The 18403-nt window shown below is 70.0% G+C and carries 18 protein-coding genes and 1 pseudogene; 9 read left to right on the plus strand and 10 right to left on the minus strand.

The features are described 5' to 3' along the window. The first annotated feature begins 12 nt into the window (after positions 1-12). Positions 13-495, plus strand: coding sequence for a cation:proton antiporter regulatory subunit (locus tag AC5592_RS28610; protein WP_036503064.1), 483 nt, complete (start codon positions 13-15; stop codon positions 493-495). A gap of 4 nt (positions 496-499) precedes the next feature. Beyond that, positions 500-1678, plus strand: a complete 1179-nt coding sequence (locus AC5592_RS28615; RefSeq protein WP_036503062.1) for a cation:proton antiporter — start codon at positions 500-502, stop codon at positions 1676-1678. Here AC5592_RS28615 and AC5592_RS28620 read toward each other — a convergent pair. The 5 genes from AC5592_RS28620 to ppgK all read right to left on the minus strand — a co-directional run bounded on the left by AC5592_RS28620 (position 1643) and on the right by ppgK (position 7706). Then, positions 1643-2509 carry a rhomboid-like protein gene (locus AC5592_RS28620; RefSeq protein ID WP_198163961.1) on the minus strand — a complete coding sequence of 289 codons (867 nt, stop codon included), beginning with the start codon at positions 2507-2509 and terminating at the stop codon, positions 1643-1645. The two genes, AC5592_RS28615 and AC5592_RS28620, sit on opposite strands and share 36 nt — an antisense overlap. A gap of 136 nt (positions 2510-2645) precedes the next feature. Then, positions 2646-3497 carry an MHYT domain-containing protein gene (locus AC5592_RS28625; protein WP_083870855.1) on the minus strand — a complete coding sequence of 284 codons (852 nt, stop codon included), beginning with the start codon at positions 3495-3497 and terminating at the stop codon, positions 2646-2648. A gap of 220 nt (positions 3498-3717) precedes the next feature. Further along, entirely contained in the window at positions 3718-5307 is a 1590-nt protein-coding gene (locus AC5592_RS28630) for a Na+/H+ antiporter (protein ID WP_063066019.1), read from the minus strand. A 96-nt stretch (positions 5308-5403) separates the two neighbouring features. Further along, the gene (locus tag AC5592_RS28635) at positions 5404-6795 is read right to left on the minus strand and encodes an RNA polymerase sigma factor (protein WP_036503057.1); all 1392 of its coding nucleotides are present in this window, start codon (positions 6793-6795) and stop codon (positions 5404-5406) included. A 152-nt stretch (positions 6796-6947) separates the two neighbouring features. After that, positions 6948-7706, minus strand: a complete 759-nt coding sequence (gene ppgK / locus AC5592_RS28640) for a polyphosphate--glucose phosphotransferase (protein WP_063014606.1) — start codon at positions 7704-7706, stop codon at positions 6948-6950. Between the two features lie 118 nt (positions 7707-7824). Here ppgK and AC5592_RS28645 point away from each other — a divergent pair, with 118 nt between their 5' ends. Beyond that, entirely contained in the window at positions 7825-8736 is a 912-nt protein-coding gene (locus tag AC5592_RS28645; RefSeq protein ID WP_084507338.1) for an inositol monophosphatase family protein, read from the plus strand. Between the two features lie 7 nt (positions 8737-8743). On the opposite strand, the gene cei is transcribed toward AC5592_RS28645, so the two are convergent. Further along, entirely contained in the window at positions 8744-9424 is a 681-nt protein-coding gene (gene cei, locus AC5592_RS28650; RefSeq protein WP_063066037.1) for an envelope integrity protein Cei, read from the minus strand. A gap of 569 nt (positions 9425-9993) precedes the next feature. On the opposite strand from cei, the gene AC5592_RS28655 reads away from it, so the two are divergent. After that, complete coding sequence (locus AC5592_RS28655) at positions 9994-10296, plus strand: DUF4193 domain-containing protein (protein ID WP_025351469.1); 303 nt, start codon at positions 9994-9996, stop codon at positions 10294-10296. 76 nt (positions 10297-10372) lie between these two features. On the opposite strand, the gene AC5592_RS28660 is transcribed toward AC5592_RS28655, so the two are convergent. Further along, a complete protein-coding gene (locus AC5592_RS28660; RefSeq protein ID WP_063066038.1) occupies positions 10373-10816 on the minus strand; it encodes a DUF3093 domain-containing protein in 444 nt (147 codons plus the stop codon). Between the two features lie 228 nt (positions 10817-11044). Here AC5592_RS28660 and dut point away from each other — a divergent pair, with 228 nt between their 5' ends. Together dut and AC5592_RS28670 are read left to right on the plus strand one after the other, a co-directional pair. Continuing rightward, the gene (gene dut, locus AC5592_RS28665) at positions 11045-11542 is read left to right on the plus strand and encodes a dUTP diphosphatase (RefSeq protein WP_036503081.1); all 498 of its coding nucleotides are present in this window, start codon (positions 11045-11047) and stop codon (positions 11540-11542) included. A gap of 1511 nt (positions 11543-13053) precedes the next feature. After that, positions 13054-13857 (plus strand): annotated as a pseudogene (locus AC5592_RS28670) (DUF3710 domain-containing protein); the annotation flags it as partial. 42 nt (positions 13858-13899) lie between these two features. Here the strand turns inward: AC5592_RS28670 and AC5592_RS28675 are convergent. Beyond that, positions 13900-14628: an alpha/beta fold hydrolase gene (locus tag AC5592_RS28675; RefSeq protein WP_063066020.1), complete on the minus strand. Its 729-nt coding sequence runs from the start codon at positions 14626-14628 to the stop codon at positions 13900-13902. Between the two features lie 266 nt (positions 14629-14894). On the opposite strand from AC5592_RS28675, the gene AC5592_RS28680 reads away from it, so the two are divergent. The 3 genes from AC5592_RS28680 to AC5592_RS28690 all read left to right on the plus strand — a co-directional run bounded on the left by AC5592_RS28680 (position 14895) and on the right by AC5592_RS28690 (position 16938). Continuing rightward, the gene (locus AC5592_RS28680) at positions 14895-15317 is read left to right on the plus strand and encodes an OB-fold nucleic acid binding domain-containing protein (protein WP_083870851.1); all 423 of its coding nucleotides are present in this window, start codon (positions 14895-14897) and stop codon (positions 15315-15317) included. A 3-nt stretch (positions 15318-15320) separates the two neighbouring features. Further along, positions 15321-16106: a DUF3159 domain-containing protein gene (locus AC5592_RS28685; protein ID WP_084507341.1), complete on the plus strand. Its 786-nt coding sequence runs from the start codon at positions 15321-15323 to the stop codon at positions 16104-16106. Positions 16107-16278: 172 nt separating this feature from the next. Continuing rightward, positions 16279-16938: a sigma-70 family RNA polymerase sigma factor gene (locus tag AC5592_RS28690; protein ID WP_306304679.1), complete on the plus strand. Its 660-nt coding sequence runs from the start codon at positions 16279-16281 to the stop codon at positions 16936-16938. A 7-nt stretch (positions 16939-16945) separates the two neighbouring features. On the opposite strand, the gene AC5592_RS28695 is transcribed toward AC5592_RS28690, so the two are convergent. Then, positions 16946-17650, minus strand: a complete 705-nt coding sequence (locus AC5592_RS28695; protein ID WP_036503010.1) for a potassium channel family protein — start codon at positions 17648-17650, stop codon at positions 16946-16948. Further along, positions 17647-18318, minus strand: a complete 672-nt coding sequence (locus AC5592_RS28700; protein ID WP_063066021.1) for a potassium channel family protein — start codon at positions 18316-18318, stop codon at positions 17647-17649. The genes AC5592_RS28695 and AC5592_RS28700 overlap by 4 nt, the downstream gene beginning before the upstream one ends. Between the last annotated feature and the right edge of the window lie 85 nt (positions 18319-18403).

Genomic DNA, 18403 nt, shown 5'->3' on the forward strand with positions numbered 1-18403 from the left:
AGGCTGGATTTCGTGAACGTCGATGTGACACAACTGCCCGGAATTGGCGTCCGTAAGGACTTCGAGGCGCGGTCCGGTCGCCGGATCGGAGTGGTCGCGCATCGCGACGGTGGCATCGATCTCATCGTCTCCAAACACGACGATCCCGACGACTGCGCCGCCCAGGTACCGCTCACCGTCGACGAGGCGGCCGTGCTCGCCAATCTGCTCGGCGCGCCGCAGCTGGTGGAGAAGCTCAAGGACGATCATCGCGATCTGCCGGGCATCACCACCCGCCAGTTGCCGATCGGCGACGAATCGCCGTATTCGGGGCGGGCGCTCGGCGACACCCGCATACGCACCCGCACCAAGGCGTCCATCGTGGCCGTGATGCGGGCCGGGCAGATCTATCCCTCGCCCGGCCCGGACTTCGTGCTCGTCGCGGGCGATCTGCTGGTCGTGGTCGGAACCCCGCAGGGCCTCGACGAGGCGCTCGAGATTCTGACCGGCGGGTGAGCCGGTGGAGTCGACCGCACTAGCCCTGTTCGAGCTCGGAGCGGTCCTGTTCGCCCTCGGTGTCCTGGGGCGCGTCGCAGGGCGTTTCGGCATGTCCCCGATCCCCCTCTACCTGCTCGGCGGCCTGGCCTTCGGCGACGGTGGTGTGCTGACCGTCAAGGCCGCCACCGAATTCGGCCATCTCGCAGGCGAAATCGGCGTCGTCCTGCTGCTGTTACTGCTCGGCCTGGAATACACCGCACCGGAACTGGTGTCGGGAATGCGCAAGTCCTGGCTGGCGGGCCTGCTCGACATCGTGCTCAACGCCACGCCCGGCGCGGTGGTGGCGCTGCTGCTCGGCTGGGGGCCGACCGGCGCGATCACCCTGGCCGGCGTCACCTACATCTCCTCCTCCGGCATCGCGGCGAAGGTGCTCAACGACCTCGGCCGGCTCGGTAACCGGGAGACGCCGGTCGTGCTGTCGGTCCTGGTGTTCGAGGATCTGGCGATGGCGATCTACCTGCCGATCCTGACCACCATCCTGGCCGGTGTCGGCTGGATGGCGGGGTTGCGCTCGCTCGCGCTCGCCCTGCTCGTGATCGCGATCGTGCTGGTCATCGCGCTGCGCTACGGGCGCTTCGTATCCGCGATCGTGGACAGCAAGGATCGCGAGGTGTTCCTGCTGCAGCTGCTGGGGGCGGCGCTGCTGGTCGCGGGCATCGCCTCGGGGCTGAACGTGTCGGCCGCGGTCGGTGCGTTCCTGCTGGGCATCGCGATCTCCGGGTCCACCGCGCAGAGCGCCGCGAAACTGCTGGAACCGCTGCGGGATCTGTTCGCCGCCATCTTCTTCGTGGCCTTCGGCCTCAACACCGATCCGCACAAGATCCCGCAGGTTCTCGGCTGGGCAGTGTTGCTGGCGGTGATCACCACGCTGACCAAGATCGGAACCGGCTGGTTCGCGGCCAAGCGGCAGGGCATCGGCCGTCTGGGTCGTGCGCGCGCCGGCGCCGCCCTGGTGGCCCGCGGTGAATTCTCGATCGTCATTGCGGGACTTGCCGTTTCGGTGGGGGCGGTGCCGGGCAAGCTGGCGGCGCTGGCCTCGGCCTACGTTCTGCTGATGGCGATCCTCGGACCGGTCGCGGCGCGGGTGGTGGAACCGGTGGTGCGCTCAATGCAGCGTCGATTCGCTCCGGCCGTCGGCTGAGGGCTGGTTCTCCCGCACCAGGGGCCCCGCCGTCGCCGGAGGAGCGATCGGCCCGGATGCGGTGTCGCCCGGCCGGCGGCGGGTGCTCGCGGGCCGCTGGTCGCGGATCCGCTCGAGTCGTCGCGACAATGCCACCGCGACCGCCCCGAGCGCGAAGCCGATGCACAGCGCTGTCAGGTGGCCGTAGTCGGTGAACGTGCGCCCGTGCCAGGCGGCGAAGCCGAACCAGGCCAGCAACCCCGCCGCCCACACGGCTCGGGGCGTGCCGCGTAGATGGAAGCTCAGTGCGGCCAGCACCGCGGTGGAGCCGTAGGAGGATCCGACATCGGAGGCGACCGCGATGCGCAGCGGGATCAGGTCGTGATGCACCGCGAAGGCGATGCCGGTGACCACGATCATCGAGGCGCCGACATGGCCGCAGGCGAACACCATGATCCAGCGCAACGTGCCCAGCCAGCGCTCGGCGAAAGCCATCACGGTCAGGAAACCGAGGATGATCACCCACGGAAATCCGCCGTCGGTCCAGAACGCGGAAGCGACCAGCACCTGCACCGGCTCACGCCGCATGTTGTGCAGATTCGTCGAGGCCGACAGGATCAGCCGATGCCCGGCGAAATCGCTGATCCCGCGCAGCGTCCACCAGGTGACGAACAGCGTGAACGCGTAGGCGCAGGAGGCGGGCGCACCGGCCAGATGGTCGTGGACGGCCTTCCCGGCCCGGTAGATCCGGTCCTGGCCGTGCCACCAGTCCAGCAGTTGCCGCCGCCCGGCGTCGAGGTCGAGAGTCCGGGTCCACGGGGACCGGTAGTGATTCAATGCGGAGGACGCCACGTATGCCAGTGTCGCCCGCGCCGCGCCGCTCCGCCCACCGACCCGCGCAATCCGATGCCGCGGGTTCGCCTCGCGGCGGATTCCTGCGAGCGAGCTGTGCGATCACCGGATTGCGCGGGGTTCACGACCGCGGTCGTTATCGACGGTGCCGATGCGTCTCGTCGGCGGGGTACTCCTCGCGGGCGAACGGCTCGGCCGCTCGGCCTCCGGACTCGGCGCTGCTCGGCCAGTACCGGCTCGCGCGCTGCCCACGGATACGCGACAGATCCGGTTCGTGGATATCGGTGATGCCGACCTGCAGGAACAGCAGCAGCGTCACCATGCTCACGCCGATGATCAGCGGGGTCAGCAACTCGTTGGCCTGGGCGCCCGACGGTGCCTGCATGTGGTCGGCCATATGGGCCTGCATGGCGTACATACCGGTGTAGTGCATGCCGCAGACCGCGACGCCCATGATCATCGCCGAAACGATGGTGGCGGGCAGCCCCTCCACGTGCAGCGCGAACCACAGCGCCGCGGTCGCCGCCACCACCGCGATCACGATGGAGACGATGACCGGCCAGGGGTCGTAGTGCATCGCGACATCGGTCTTCATCGCGTACATGCCGGCGTAGTGCATCGCGGCCACCCCCAGTCCGGTGACCGCTCCGCCGGTCAGCAGGGCCGAGGTGTCGCCCTGCCGGCGGCTCACCAGCGACAGGCCGATCCACACCACGACCACCGCGATCGCGGCGCTGATCAACGTGATCGGGATGTTGTAGCGAATGGTCGCCCCGCGGACCGAGAAACCCAGCATCGCGATGAAGTGCATCACCCAGACGCCCGTGCCGCCCAGGGCGATCGCCGCGGTGACGATCCATCCGCGGTGCCCGGGGTTGGCTCGCGCGCGCACCATGCAGCGCAGCGCGAGCAACGAACCGATGACGGACATGAGGTAGGCCAGTGCGGGTGTCAACCACCCGTAGGTGAACTGGTCGATCTGAAGCATGCGGACTCCTTGCCGAAAGTGCGTCACCGCATCCCCATGCCGGTGACCGTCCGCACATTAGCGATATACTCGCAGGTAGTAAATTTCCCGAACGTTAGTCCTGGAAAATAGCTGATGTTTGCCGGAGCTCGAGCCCAGTTCGCATCGGCGGTTCGCCCTACCGACCGCCGATCGCCGCTACGTGTTCAGGGGACTCGACCGCGCCGGGGTCCCCGCAATCTCACAGCAGCGGCGGCGGGCGCAGATCCAATCGGCGCATCACCCGATCCACCAGATCCGGCGGCATTCCCGGTTCGCGCCGGGCCGCCAGGGCTTCACCGCGCCCGGCGTCGAGGACGTCGTTGCTGATCGTGCGCAACTTGCCGGTCAATCGCATGGCGTGCTCGACGGCCTTGCTGCCGTCGGCGGCCTCCGCCGCTTCCGGATCGGCGCGCATCAACCGGCGTTCCACGGTGTCGCGCAGCCGCTGATACACCTCGTCGGGCAGATCCTCGTTGTCGGCGATCTCCTCCAGCCGGGCAAGTTCCGCGCGCAGGATCCGCGTCCACAACCGCCGCTCCATGGCCCGTTCGACCTCGGTATCGGCCTTCACTCCGGTCCAGCGGGCCACCCAGGGCAACGTGGGCCCCTGCAGCAGCAGTGTGAACAGCACGACGACGAACGCGATGAACAAGACCTCGGTGCGGCCGGGGAAGTCCGCCCCCGAATCGGTGGACAGCGGCAAGGCCAGCGCCAGCGCGACGGTCACCACCCCGCGCATGCCGGCCCACCAGGTGACCACGGTTTCGCGCCAGGTGTAGGGCTCGTCCACGCGCCGGCGCCGCCACCAGCCGCGGAACAGCCCGGTACTGGCGAGCAGCCACACCAGCCGCAGCCCGACCACCACGCCGACCACCGCCGCCGCACCGCCGAGCAGACGCGGCCAGTTCGGGCCGGTAGTGGCGAGCACCGTGCTCAGCTCCAGGCCTACCAACCCGAAGGCGAACCCGGTGACCAGCATGTCGATCACATCCCAGAACGAATCGCCGACGATCCGGTAGCCGACATCGCTGAAATCCGTTGCCGCATCGGTGAGATACAGCGCGCACACCAGTACCGCGAGCACCGCCGAACCGTGTGCGGCCTCGGCCAGCCCGTAGGCGGCGAACGGCAGCAGCAAGCCGAGGGCCACCTGCCACGGCGCTTCGGTCAGCCGCCGCATCATGGCACTGCCGGCCCAGCCGAGCGCGAGTCCGACCGCGACCGCCACCACCGCGGAGACCACGAAGTCGATCGCCGTCCGCCAAGCCGAGAATTGCCCGGTCACCACCGCGTGCACCGCGACGTCGTAGATCACCACCGCGGTCACGTCGTTGAACAGACCCTCACCTTCGAGCACCGCCACCAGCCGCCGCGGCAGGCCCAGCCGGTCCGCCATCGCGCTCACCGCCACCGGATCCGGCGGCGCCACCACCGCGCCCAGTGCGAACGCCGTGCCCACCGGCAGCGCCGGATACCAGACGTGGAAGATCGCGGCGACCGCGGCCGCGGTGGCCACCACCAGGCCGACCGCGCGCAACAGGATCGCACCCGCGTTGGACGCGAACTGCTGCCAGGAGGTGCGCCGGGCCGAGGCGTACAGCAGCGGCGGCAGGACCAGCGGGAGGATGAGATCGGGCGCCAGCGCGATATTCGGTACGAACGGCAGAACGGCCATGACGAGTCCGAAGACCGTCATCAGCACCGCGGGCGCCAAACCGATGCGCCGGCCCAGCGGCTGCGCCAGGATCGTCGCGAACGCCAGCACGAAAACCAACACCAACTGATCCACGACAGCCCACCCTATGGGGCCGTCGCGGCGATACGCCGGACATAACGACGATGCCGCCGAGGCGGAACCTCGGCGGCATCGTCGGTGGCGTAGATATCAGTCCAGGTAGTCGCGCAGCACCTGGGAGCGGCTGGGGTGGCGCAGCTTGCTCATGGTCTTCGACTCGATCTGGCGGATGCGCTCACGGGTGACCCCGTAGACCTGGCCGATCTCGTCGAGGGTGCGCGGCTGGCCGTCGGTGAGGCCGAAGCGCAGCCGGACCACGCCCGCCTCCCGCTCGGACAGCGTCTCCAGCACCGACTGCAGCTGATCCTGCAGCAGCGTGAAACTCACCGCGTCGACCGCGACGACCGCCTCGGAGTCCTCGATGAAGTCGCCGAGCTGGGAATCACCCTCGTCGCCGATGGTCTGGTCCAGCGAGATGGGCTCACGCGCGTACTGCTGGATCTCGAGGACCTTCTCCGGCGTGATGTCCATTTCCTTGGCGAGCTCTTCGGGCGTGGGCTCGCGGCCCAGGTCCTGCAGCAGCTCGCGCTGGATGCGGCCCAGCTTGTTGATGACCTCGACCATGTGCACCGGAATACGAATGGTGCGGGCCTGGTCGGCCATCGCGCGGGTGATGGCCTGCCGGATCCACCAGGTGGCGTACGTGGAGAACTTGTAGCCCTTGGTGTAGTCGAACTTCTCCACCGCGCGGATCAGACCCAGGTTGCCCTCCTGGATCAGGTCCAGGAACGCCATGCCGCGGCCGGTGTAGCGCTTGGCCAGCGAGACGACCAGACGCAGGTTGGCCTCGAGCAGGTGGTTCTTGGCCCGATTGCCGTCGCGCATGATCCACTGCAGATCGCGGCGGGTGGCCACCGGCAGCTTCTCGCCCTTGTCGGCGAATTCGCGCAGCTTCTCGGTGGCGTAGAGACCGGCCTCGATCCGCTTGGCGAGTTCGACCTCCTCCTCCGCGTTGAGCAGCGCGACCTTGCCGATCTGCTTGAGGTAGGCGCGCACCGAGTCCGCGGAGGCGGTGAGTTCGGCGTCCTTGCGGGCCTGGCGCAGAGCCTCGGATTCCTCTTCGTCCCAGACGAAGTCGCCGGAGGCCTTGTCCTTCTCCGAGGGCTCGTCGGCTTCCTCGTCCTCGGCTTCGGCCTCTTCGTCCTCGGCGGTCTCTTCGACCAGATCTTCGCCGTCCTCGCTCAGATCGTCCTCGGAGACCTCCAGATCACCGAGATCGTCGAGTTCCAGCGACTCGTCCTCGAGGTGTTCGTCGGATTCGTTGTCCGCGCCGGGGGCCGCCTTCTTGGTGGTGGCCTTCTTGGCGGGCGCTTTCTTCGCAGCCTTGGCTCCCGCCTTCTTGGCGGGGGCCTTCTTCGCGGCGACCTTCTTGGCCGGGGCCTTCTTCGCGGCAGCCTTGCGGACCGGCCGTGCTGCGGTGCCTTCTGCGGAGTCGGCAGCTTCGGCCGATTCGGCGGTCTGTCGGGTATTCGTGGCTACCACGTACGCCCTTTCGTGACGGTCTCGTGCGGCGTCACGCCAGAGTAATCATCCGGCGGAGCGGTTCTGTCGGGGTTGAACCCGGCTCTACGTGCCGGGGTTGTTTTCCGGCTCACCGCCGGTCTCGTTCCATTGTAACTATCGGCAACGAGTGCTCACGGCGCGATACCGCTATCCACGGCCATCGCGGCGCCCACGATACCCGCGGTATTGCGCAGATGGGCGGCCGCGACCGGAGTCCGATTGGCCAGCAACGGGATCCAATGCTCGGCATCGCGGCTGATCCCGCCGCCGGCGACGAACACCGTCGGCCAGAACAGGTCCTCCAGGGTGACCAGCACCTTGGTCACCTCGGCGGCCCACTCCTTGTACGACAGATTCTTTCGTTCCTTCACCGACGACGCGGCCCGATGTTCGGCCTCCTTGCCGTGCACCTCGATGTGGCCCAGCTCGGTGTTGGGAACCAGGACGCCGTGGTTCAGCAGCGCCGAGCCGATGCCGGTGCCGAAGGTCAGCAGCATCACCAGGCCGTCGATGTTGCGGGCCGCGCCGTAGCGGTCCTCGGCCAGGCCCGCCGCGTCGGCGTCGTTGAGCACCACGACCTCGCGTCCGCCCAGCGCCAGCGAGAACAGCTGACGCGCGTCGGTGTCGATCCAGCTCTTGTCGATGTTGGCGGCGGTGCGGGCGATGCCGTTGACCACGACGCTGGGCAGGGTGAGGCCGACCGGGCCGTCCCAGTCGGCCTGGGTGACGAGTTTGGCGACGGTTTCGGCGATGGCGTTGGGGGTGGCCGGGTGGGGCGTGGAGATCTTGATCCGTTCGTGGGCGAGGTCGCCGGTGGCGAGGTCGACGACCGCGCCCTTCACCCCGCTGCCCCCGATATCGATACCGAATGCTTGCCCCCGAGCGGACATCGCGAACTCCTCGTTCCCTGTGGTCTAGGCCGATGAAGGTGCCAGCGGCACGTTACACCGCGCGACGCGCCCACGGCTGCGACCGCGCAGATGCGAGTCCGGGCGGATCTGTGGTCGGATGGAAACCGTGCCCGAGACGAATTCACCCGCCGATATCGCGGAAGCGCCCGTCCTCGATCCTGCCGAAATCGCCGAATTACGCCGTGTCTCAGTCTATCTGGCCGAGACCGCGGCCGCACACGTCCGCCGCCGCCGTCCCGAGGTCTTCGGCCCGGGGCGGACCGGGGGCGGCTCGGTCCGTACCAAATCGACGCCCACCGATCCCGTCACCGTGGTCGACACGGAAACCGAGCGGCTGATCCGCTCGCTGCTGGAAGAGGCCCGCCCGGGGGAGACGGTCCTCGGCGAGGAGGGCGGCGGCAGCCTCGGCGCCGCCGGCGAGATCGTGTGGGTGGTCGATCCGATCGACGGCACGGTCAACTTCGTGTACGGCATCCCGGCCTATGCGGTATCGGTGGCCGCGATGCGCGGTGGCCGCTCCCTGGCCGGTGCGGTCGTCGACGTGGCCCGGGAGCTCACCTACAGCGCCGGACTGGGCGCGGGCGCCACCGTGTCCGGCCGCGACGGCGAGCCGATCGCATTGCGCTGCAACGATATCGACTCGGTGCGGCTGGCCCTGGTGGCCACCGGCTTCGGCTACGGAGCGGCGCGGCGGGAAAGGCAGGGCGAACTGGTGGCGCGGTTGCTGCCGAAAGTCCGCGACATCCGCCGGATCGGCTCGGCGGCCCTCGACCTGTGCATGGTGGCGGCGGGCCGCGTGGACGCCCACTACGAGCACGGCCTCAATCCCTGGGACTGGGCCGCCGGCGCGCTGATCGCGGCCGAGGCGGGCGCGGTGCTGCGGCTGCCCGGGGCGGACTCCACCGGTGCGCAGGGGGCGCTGACCGTGGCCGCCGCCGCGGGCATCGCTGATGAGCTCGCCGAACTCTTCGACCGGCTCGGTATCGCCGCCCCCATCCCGGAGGAGTGAGCGCGGCTCAGCAGCGGGCGGTGCGGGCGGCCTGCAGCAGCGCCGAATCGACGTCCGGGCCGTTCGGGGCCGGGTTCTTCAGGGCGCGCAGCACTTCCTCGGCATCGGTGCTCGGCTGCAGATCGTTGCCGAACAGCGTGCCCAGGGCCAGGTCGACCGTGTCGTCGGTGCGCTGGTCCTCGATCAGCTCGGCGCACGGCGCGACGAGCTGGACCGCGGCCGCGGCGGGGCGCCCGCTCACGCCGTAGCGGATCTGACCGGTGCACACCAGGTCGCCGCTCAGGTAGACCGGATCGTTGCCGAAGACCGGGGCCGGCGGGCTGGCGAAGCCGTAGTCACCGAGTTTCGACGCGATGTGCTCGGCCAGGCCGCGCTGGCCGGAACCGTTGAGCACGCGCACCTTCGCCTGAGCCAGCGGCGCCGGCTCCACATCGTGCAGCCGCGACGGGGAGACCACCTCGCCCAGCGGCGCGGGCTGCGGGGCGTTCGGATCCGACGCCGCGGGGGCCGGCGAATTGCAGGCCATCGCGGTATGGGCGGTGTCGGCGGTGGTCAGTGCCTTGATCCACACGATTGCGCAGATGAGGGCGAGAACCGCGATGAGTGCGACCCACGGCTGGTAGCGGCGCCGCAGGAACGGACGGCCCTTGTTGTCGACCGCGCTGCCTTCGGTGATCAGTGAAACCACACGCACACCTTACGAGTTGGCGGGCCGCGGTCGCGCACGCGGACACCTGCGCGCCGATTCGCGGGGCGGCATCGCGGGAACAGGGGCTACCGGGACAGCGGGAAAGTGGCTACCGCCGCGGTGGAAATCGGCAGTTGCGGCCGCGGCGGATATCGGGATCGTAACGATCGGCGGAGCCGCGGGGATCGCGATCGGGTCACGGGCCAGGGAACCGCCGGGCACGAAGCGGTGGCGTATCGCCACACCCGTGCGGTCGCAGTGACGATTACCCGTCGGTTTCGACTCGCTCGAGTTTTGATTGCGACTTTTGCCCCGGCGTCCGCTATTGTCTGGCGGCCCGATACGAATCGGCTGATGTGAATCAGGGAAGCGATTTCGGGAACAACCAGGGCATGTCCTGCGTTGACCGAGCGCGATCCGGTATGGGTCAGGGTGATCCGGCCGGGCGGCGAGCGGTGTACACGTGACGTACACCACGGCGGGGCGGCATCGCCGGGCGATTCCGACAGGGATCGACGTTCGGCGGAGCCGGTCCGGGATATACGGAGTAAGGACGAGGGGAAGACGACATGGCAACCGACTATGACGCACCTAGGCGCAGTGAATCCGATGAAGTGTCGGAGGACTCGCTCGAGGAGCTGAAGGCTCGTCGCAACGAGGCCGCGTCCGCCGTCGTGGATATCGACGAATCCGATACCGCGGAGTCGTTCGAGCTTCCCGGCGCGGATCTGTCCGAGGAGGTGCTCTCGGTCCGGGTGATCCCGAAACAGGCCGACGAGTTCACCTGCTCGAGCTGCTTCCTGGTTCATCACCGCAGCAGACTCGCCAGCGAGGCCGGCGGGCAGATGATCTGCATGGATTGCGCTGCCTGAGCGGGTCCGTGCGGCCGCAGCGGATTCGTTCCGCGGGTAGCAGAAGAAACGACGACAAACAGCCCGGCAGGTCCCGTCAGCCCGCGCTCGGTACGCCGAGCGCGGCCAGCACCTGTTCGGGTTTACGCGTGCTGATCAGCCAGTACGGAGCGGGGTCGTCCGGATCGTCGAGGACGAGCAGGACCATCGGCCCGATCCACGGACGATGCTGGACGAACGCGGCCGGGTCGAGCTGACGACCCAGCGCCGCGCTCTTCGCGCTGGCCGGCACCGCCACCGCCCGGGATACATACGTTACCGGTAGGTGGGCCCGGTCCGCGCGCAATTCGAGGATGCCGTCGGCATCCGGCGCCACCTCCACGCGATGGCGGCTCATCCATACCAACGCCCAGACGGGTACCGGGAACAGCAGCACGTACGGCAGCCACGCCCGGATCCCCGGCGCGCCCATGTGGATTTCGGCGGCAAGCAGGCCGGTCACCGCCAGCGCCACCGGCCACCACCACAGCGGGACCCACAGCCGTTCGGAGTAGACCGGGGCGGGGGCGTCGGCGTGCGCGCGCGCCGGAGACTCGTGGGGAGGTACTGCGGGGGACTGGTCGGACACCACATCATGCTAGGTCAGGCCGACATATTCGCTGTCGGCGGGAGCCGCTGCGCGCGGTCCGCGACCGCCGTCGATCGTTGCCGCCACATCGGGGCCCGGCGCTCCCACGGCCCGGCCGCCGGACGCGTAGGCTCGCTGGACGTGACCGGAAATGCACCCATACCTCTGCTGCGGCTCGATCCCGGCGTCCCGGTGCCCACGCGTGCGCACCCGGGCGATGCCGGAGTGGATTTGTGCACCACCGAAGACGTCATCCTGGAGCCTGGCGAGCGGGTGCTCGTCGGTACCGGCATCGCCGTCGCGTTGCCGGTGGGCACCGTCGGCCTCATTCATCCCCGGTCGGGACTGGCCGCCAAGACGGGGCTGTCCGTCGTCAACACGCCCGGCACGGTCGATGCCGGCTACCGGGGTGAGATCAAGGTCTGCCTGATCAATCACGACCCGCGTACGGCGATTCAGTTGCGTCGCGGCGATCGGATCGCACAATTGCTGGTGCAGCGTGTGGAACTGGTGGATTTCGTGGAGGTCGACCAGCTCGACGAGACATCGCGCGGCGCAGGCGGTTACGGGTCGAGCGGCGGACACCACAGTCTGTCGCCGCAATCCGGCGGGGTGGGCCGCGCCGGAGGGGAGGTATGAACATGTTCGGCCGTGGAGATCATCGATCCGATCATGACTCCGAGCGGGACGACACCGACTACGGCGATTCCTATTACGGCGAGGGATACGCCGAGGGCGGCTACCGGACCGGGACCCACCGGGCACCGGATCTGGGGGACGGGGGAGAGTACGGCGAATCCGGCTACGCCACCGGCTATTCCGAGCCGGAGTACCCGCGCGGGCGCACCGGGGGGCGGCACGGCCGCGCGGAGCCGGACCCCGAGATGACTCCGCCCGGATACGGGTCGCCCGGCCGACCGGTGCCTCCGCCGTATCCCGGCGCGCGACCGGACCCGTACGAGACGGGCACGCACGCGCGAGTTCCGGCGCGCCCCGGTACTCCGTCGCACGGTGAAGTGCCGGTCCGTCCGCCGCGGCGAGCGCCGGGCGGACCGCGGCCGGATCTGCCGCCGGCGCACGGAGATATGGACGACACCGGGCCCATTCCACGGATTCCGCCCGGCCCGCTGCCTCCGCGGCACGCGGGCGGCACGGGTGCGATCCCGCGCGTACCCGACGGCCCGGCGGGTACGGGCGCGATGCCGCGTATTCCCGGCCCGGCCGGCACCGGTGCGACCCCGCGTGTCCCCGGCGGCCCGATCGGTAGCGGTGCGACCCGGCGCGTTCCCGGCGGTCCGGCGGGAACCGGTGCGACGCCGCGGATTCCGGGTGGTCCGGCCGGCACGGGGGCCACGCCGCGGATTCCCGGCGGACCGCGCGACACCGGTGCGGTGCCGCGTATTCCCGGCCCGTCGGCCGGTACGGGCCCGACGTGGCGCAATCCTCCGGGGCCGGAAGGCACGGGTGCGGTGCCGCGGCTTCCCGGCGCGGCGCCCGGACCGGTAGGGCCGGTGACGGGAGCGGTCCGGCGGATTCCGCCCGGCCCGAACTCGGCAGGCCCCCCGACGGGCTCGGTCCCACGCCTTCCCGCTGGTCCCGGCCCGGGACGTCCGGCGCCGGGTCCGGGTTCGCTGCCGGGCGGGAGGCCGGCTCCGGCGAGCCCGCCGCCAGGAGCTCCGCCTCCGCCGCGGCGCAGGCAGGAGCCGATGGGGGCGCCCGCGCCGACGGCTACCGGCCGGCACCCCGTGGTGCCCGCGCACCAGCGCCCGGATTCCGGCGACGCCGACTACGGCCATCCGCAGCGGGGGCGCCATCGTCCCGCGGATGTCGACGCCGGCTATCGCGAGCCCGCGCAGCCGCGTGCGGCGGTGCCGCACCCCTACGCCGACCACGGCTACGATCCCGCCGAATCCGGCCCGGCCACAGGCGGTTTCGCCGCTGCCGACCCCTACCGGCAGCCGGCCGCGGCACACCCGGGCGACGCGTACGCCGAGACTCCCGGTTACGCCGATGCCTACGCCGAGGAGCCCGCCGGAACGCCCGGCTACGCGGACGGTTCCGCCTATGCCGGTGCGGAGGCGTACGCCGAGGACGACGGCTACGACGCCGAACCCCTCGATCACGGCGCCGACGAGTACCACGCCGACTACTCCGATGCCGACTACTCCGATGCTGACTACTCCGACTACGACGACGAGTACGACGCCGACGACTATGACGACGAGGACGGCCAGACCGAGGATTCCGCGCCGCGGACCGGCCCCTTCGATTATGAAGAGGTGTCCGAGATCCTCGCCGAGATCTCCGATCAGCATCTCGATCTGGGTTCGGTGCTGCTCCCGGTCCCCGACGGCGGTCAGTTGCAGGTGGAGATGACGCCGGACGGCACGCCGCAGGCGGTCCATCTGGCGACCCCGCACGGACGTCTCACCGTGGCCGCCTACGCGGCACCGAAGTCGCCGGGGCAGTGGCGAACCGTCGCCGCGGACCTGGCGGAATCGCTGCGGGCCGACGGCGCGCAGGTCTCGGTGCAGACCGGGCCGTGGGGCCGCGAACTGCACGCGGTGACCGAGGGCGCCGATCTGCGTTTCATCGGCGTCGACGGCTATCGCTGGATGGTCCGGCTGGTGGCGGCGGGGCCGTCGGGCGCCGCCGACGAGGGCGGCCCGCTGGTCGAGGCGGCCCGCGCGATCCTCGCCGAAACCGTCGTGCGTCGCGGCGACGAGCCGATGCCGGTGCGGGAACCGCTGCCGGTGGTGCTGCCGCAGGAACTCGCCGACCAGTTGATCGCCGCGCATCAGCAGCAGGTCGAGGCGCAGCAGCAGGCGCTGGCCGCGCAGGCGGCCGCGGCCGAGGCGGCCGCGACGGGCACCTTCCCCGTGGTCACCGCCGAACAGCAGGGACCGCGCCGCGGCGCCGAAGGTTCGGCGATGCAGCAACTCGGTCGCAACTGATCGGCGCCGGGCGCCCGCGGTAGTGCGGGCGCCCGGCGGCCGTCACGCCTGCTGTCGGGGCGCGATCAGGCCGGGGATGCCCCGGGCACCGAGAATCCCCGGATCGGCGCCGAGTTCGTCGAGGGTGATGCGGTGGATGCGCGCCTGCGGGATCAGCTCGTACCACTGTTCGGCGACGGTCAGCGGATGCACCGGATCATCGATCGCGCCCACGATCGCGGTCGGAACCCGCAGTGCCGCAAGCAGTTTCGTGTCCGGCCAGGTATAGGTGGCGGCCTCTTCCAGTGCCCACGGCAGATCGGGCCAGTGGGTGCGCCACGACTGGGTCAGCGCCCGTCCCAGCCAGGCCGGGCTGCCCGCCCGCATCCGTTCGATCACCGGCTCCAGGCCGTCGGCGCGCAGCTGAGCCGCCGTGGTCGCCGCGCTCAGGGCCGCCGGGCACCCGGTGATGTCGGAGCCGGTCCACGCCGGCAGGGCCGCGACCACACCGACCGCCGATTCCGGGTGGGCGGCGGCCCATTCCACCGCGATCGCGGCGCCCAGCGAGATCCCCGCGGCGAGCACCGGCCCGGTGCGGGCCGCCTCGTCGAGCGCCGCCCGGCAGCTCGCGACCACGGCCCGCGGATCCGGTTCCACCGCGACGAACGGCAGATCGATTGCGGCACAGGCGGGTTCGAACGCGCGCCGGGCGAAGTCGGCGTCGGATCCGGTCCCCGGCAGGGCGACGACGACAGCCGGGCGCGGGCCGCCGGAACGGGGTAGCTCTGACACGGGCCGCAGCCTAGCCGGTAAGCCGGCCGAGCCCGCCTCGCGAGGCTCGGAAAACGTGTTCTCGACCACTCGAATCCGAGGGTTCGCGCGCGGATCGGCGGGGAACCCAGCAAACGGTGCGGTCAGCGCCGTCTCGGTGGTACCGGGCTCCCGTAGCGAGGGTGTCCGGGTGCATCTACAGTGGCGGTGTACGGCCCATCAGCCGGTCGTGTGGGAAACCGACGACGTGTGACCCACGCCGTCTGTAGTGCAGGAAGTGTTGCAAGATGCCTTTCACAGGCGGAAACAAGGCGGGTTCCGGTGCCACGGGCAAGGTGGGACCCGACAGCGGTTATTTCCGGCGTCTGGGGCGTCGTCTGACGGCCGATCTCGACGTCCTCGATGCGGAGGAGCTGGCGGAGACCTCCGAAGCGTCGGGCGCGTGCAGGGCGGCGGAATGCCGACGTGGCGAAGAGGTCACCATGCTGGGGCGATTGCGCAGTGTGGAGGCGTGTCCGAAGTCGGCCAGCGCTTCGGTGGAGGCCGAATTCTTCGACGGCACGGATGCGGTGACACTGGTGTGGATCGGCAGGCGCCGCATACCCGGTGTCGAATCGGGACGCCGTATCCTGGTCCGTGGTCGCATCGGTGAACGCGATGGCGACAAGGTGATGTACAACCCCTACTACGAACTCCGCGAGAATTCCTGACGTATGCCGATACCCCACAACGACGAGGGCGCCGACCCGGCCGCCGTGGCCGGACTCCGCGCGAACCCCGTTGCGGGGCGCGGCCGTCACCGCCTGCGTGAGTCCGACGGCGAATCCCCGGCCCGGCATCCGGCCGCCGGCGAGGACGGCCATGCCTACACCGGCGAGGACCGCGAGGAAGAGATCCAGCAGACGCTGCTCGAGCAACTCGGCGGTATCAGCGGACTGATCTATTCCACGCTGCCGGTGGTGGTGTTCGTCCCCGCGAACACGCTGTGGGGTCTGACGGCCGCCATCTGGACGGCGCTGGCCACCGCCGCCGGTGTCCTGGTCTGGCGGCTGATCCGCCGTTCGCCGATCCAGCCCGCGATATCCGGATTCATCGGGGTCGCGGTCTGTGCCTTCATCGCCCACCGCACCGGCGCGGCGAAGGGATACTTCCTCTTCGGTATCTGGGCGAGCCTGGTCTACGCCGGAGTCTTCCTGGTGTCGCTGCTGGTGCGCTGGCCGCTGGCCGGGGTGATCTGGGGAGTGCTCAACGGCCACGGCCACAGCTGGCGTTCGGATCGGCGCGCGATGCGACTCTACGATCTGGCCACGGTGGTGTGGGTGGTCGTCTTCGGCGCCCGCTATCTGGTGCAGAACCACTTCTACGACACCGACAGCACCGGCTGGCTGGCCGCCGCCCGCATCGCGATGGGCTGGCCCTTGACCGCGGTCGCCCTGCTGGTCACGGTGTGGGCGGTGCGCCGCGCCGGCCATATGCCGGTCTCCTCGGCCACCGAGTAACGCGCCGGACGTTCGACCGGCGGACCGAACCGACTCGAAGTCGGCTTGTGCCCCCGATTCTGGGGGCATACAACGATGGGGTGGGGTGAACCCACCCCTGGGGTATCTATTCCGCGAACCGGATTCGGCGCACGATCGTGTTTGTCAGTAGCGATCGGCGAGAGGATCCCCGGTGGATACCGAGAACAACACGGTGACGGCACTCGGTCCGGCGAAGGGTGCGGGGGTGCGGTCACCGAGATCGGCGCCCGTGGGTTCCGACAGCCGCCGCGCCGCCGCCGAACTGGACCGCCTGATCGGGCCGGCCGCCGCGGGCGATCAGCGCGCGGTCACCGAGATCATCCGCATCGTGCATCCCCTGGTACGCCGCTATTGCGCCGCGCGCGTCGGAAGCAGTAACAATCCGCACGTCACCGCCGACGACATCGCGCAGGAGATCTGCATCGCGACCGTCACCGCGATTCCTCGCTACCGCGATCAGGGAAAGTCGTTTCTGGCCTTCGTCTACGGCATCTCCGCGAACAAGGTGGCCGACGCGTTCCGCCGCGCCCAGCAGCACCCGTCCTATCCGGTGGCCGAATTCCCCGACAGCGCCTCCACCGCACCGGGACCCGAGGAGCTGGCGCTCAATCTGGAGCGCCGCCAGGCCACGCGCGAGCTGATGAAGATCCTCGCGCCCGCCCATCGCGAGGTGCTGGTGATGCGGATCGTGCTCGGCTGGACGGCCGCGCAGACCGCCGAGGCGATCGGCACGAGTCCCGGCGTGGTCCGGGTGATGCAGCATCGCGCGCTGACCAAACTGCGCGCGCAACTCGTCCCCGAAAGCGCTTGAGCGAAGCTCAGATCGAGGTGTGCGGCTGCGCGCCGGTGGGCGCCGCGCCCGCCGGTTCCGTGGCCAGGCTGCGGCGCAGTTCGTCCTCGGCCTCCACCGTGGACACGAACAGCAGCTCGTCCTCGCCCTCCAGCGGATCGTCGGGCTGCGGGACGATCACCCGGCCGCCGCGCAGGATCGTCACCAGGGCGACGTCGCGGGGCAGCGAGAGCGTGCGGACCGCGCGACCGGCCAGCGCGGTATCGGTGGGCAGGGTGATCTCGACCAGATTCGCCTGGCCCTGACGCAGCGTCATCAGCCGGACCAGGTCGCCGACCGAGACCGCCTCCTCGGCCAGCGAGGCCAGCAGCCGCGGTGTCGAGACGGCGACGTCCACACCCCAGGAACCGTCGAACAGCCATTCGTTGCGCGGATCGTTGACGCGCGCGACCACCCGGCGCACCCCGAATTCGGTCTTGGCGAGCAGGCTGAACACGAGATTCGCCTTGTCGTCGCCGGTGGCCGCGATCACCACCTCGTAGTCCTGCAGGCCCGCTTCCTCGAGCAGTTCGAGTTCGCATGCGTCGCCGTGCATCCAGGTGGCCGAGGGCGCGACCGTCGGGTCGATGTGGTCGAGCCGCCGCTCGAGCAGGGTCACCCGATGCCCGCCCCGCAGCAATTCCTGGGCGATGGAGCGGCCGACAGCGCCTGCTCCCGCGATCACTACGTTCACGACTTGTCCTCGCTCGACGGTGCGGTGGCGGCGACGGCGACGGCCTCGCCGACCTTGTCGGAGACGGCGGCGATGTAGACCGCGTCGTCGGCCTGCAGCACCGTTTTGCTGGTGGGCAGCAGTGCCTGCCCGAAGCGGACCAGGAAGGCCACCCGCACCGGCACCGCATCCTCCAGATCACGCACGGTACGCCCGTACCAGTCCTCGTGCAGGACGAGTTCGGTGACCGAGCCGGTGCCGGTGGGATCGCGCCAGGTGGCGGTGGTTTCGTCGCCGGTGAGTGTGCGCAGGAACCGGTCGGTGGTCCACGGCACGGTGGCGATGGTCGGGATGCCGAGCCGCTCGTAGACCGCCGCGCGTTTGGCGTCGTAGATGCGGGCCACCACCCGTTCGACGCCGAAGGTCTCGCGGGCGACGCGCGCGGAGATGATGTTGGAGTTGTCGCCGTTGGACACCGCGGCGAACGCCCCGGCGCGCTCGATGCCCGCGCGGGTCAGCACTCCACGATCGAAGCCGACGCCGGTGACCCGCTCACCGGGAAAATCCTTGCCCAGGCGCAGGAATGCGCCCGGATCCCGGTCGATCACGGCTACCTCATGGCCGATCCGGACCAGGGCGCGCGCCAATGCGGAGCCGACTCGGCCGCACCCCATGATCACTACGTACACCGTGTCAACCCCAATTCCGCCGAAAACCGTGGTGTGCGGTCTGGTTCCCTCTCGGGGGAACCGTACCCGTTGACGGTTCCCCGCA

Source organism: Nocardia violaceofusca NBRC 14427 (genome assembly GCF_963869435.1).
Lineage (GTDB): Bacteria > Actinomycetota > Actinomycetes > Mycobacteriales > Mycobacteriaceae > Nocardia > Nocardia aobensis.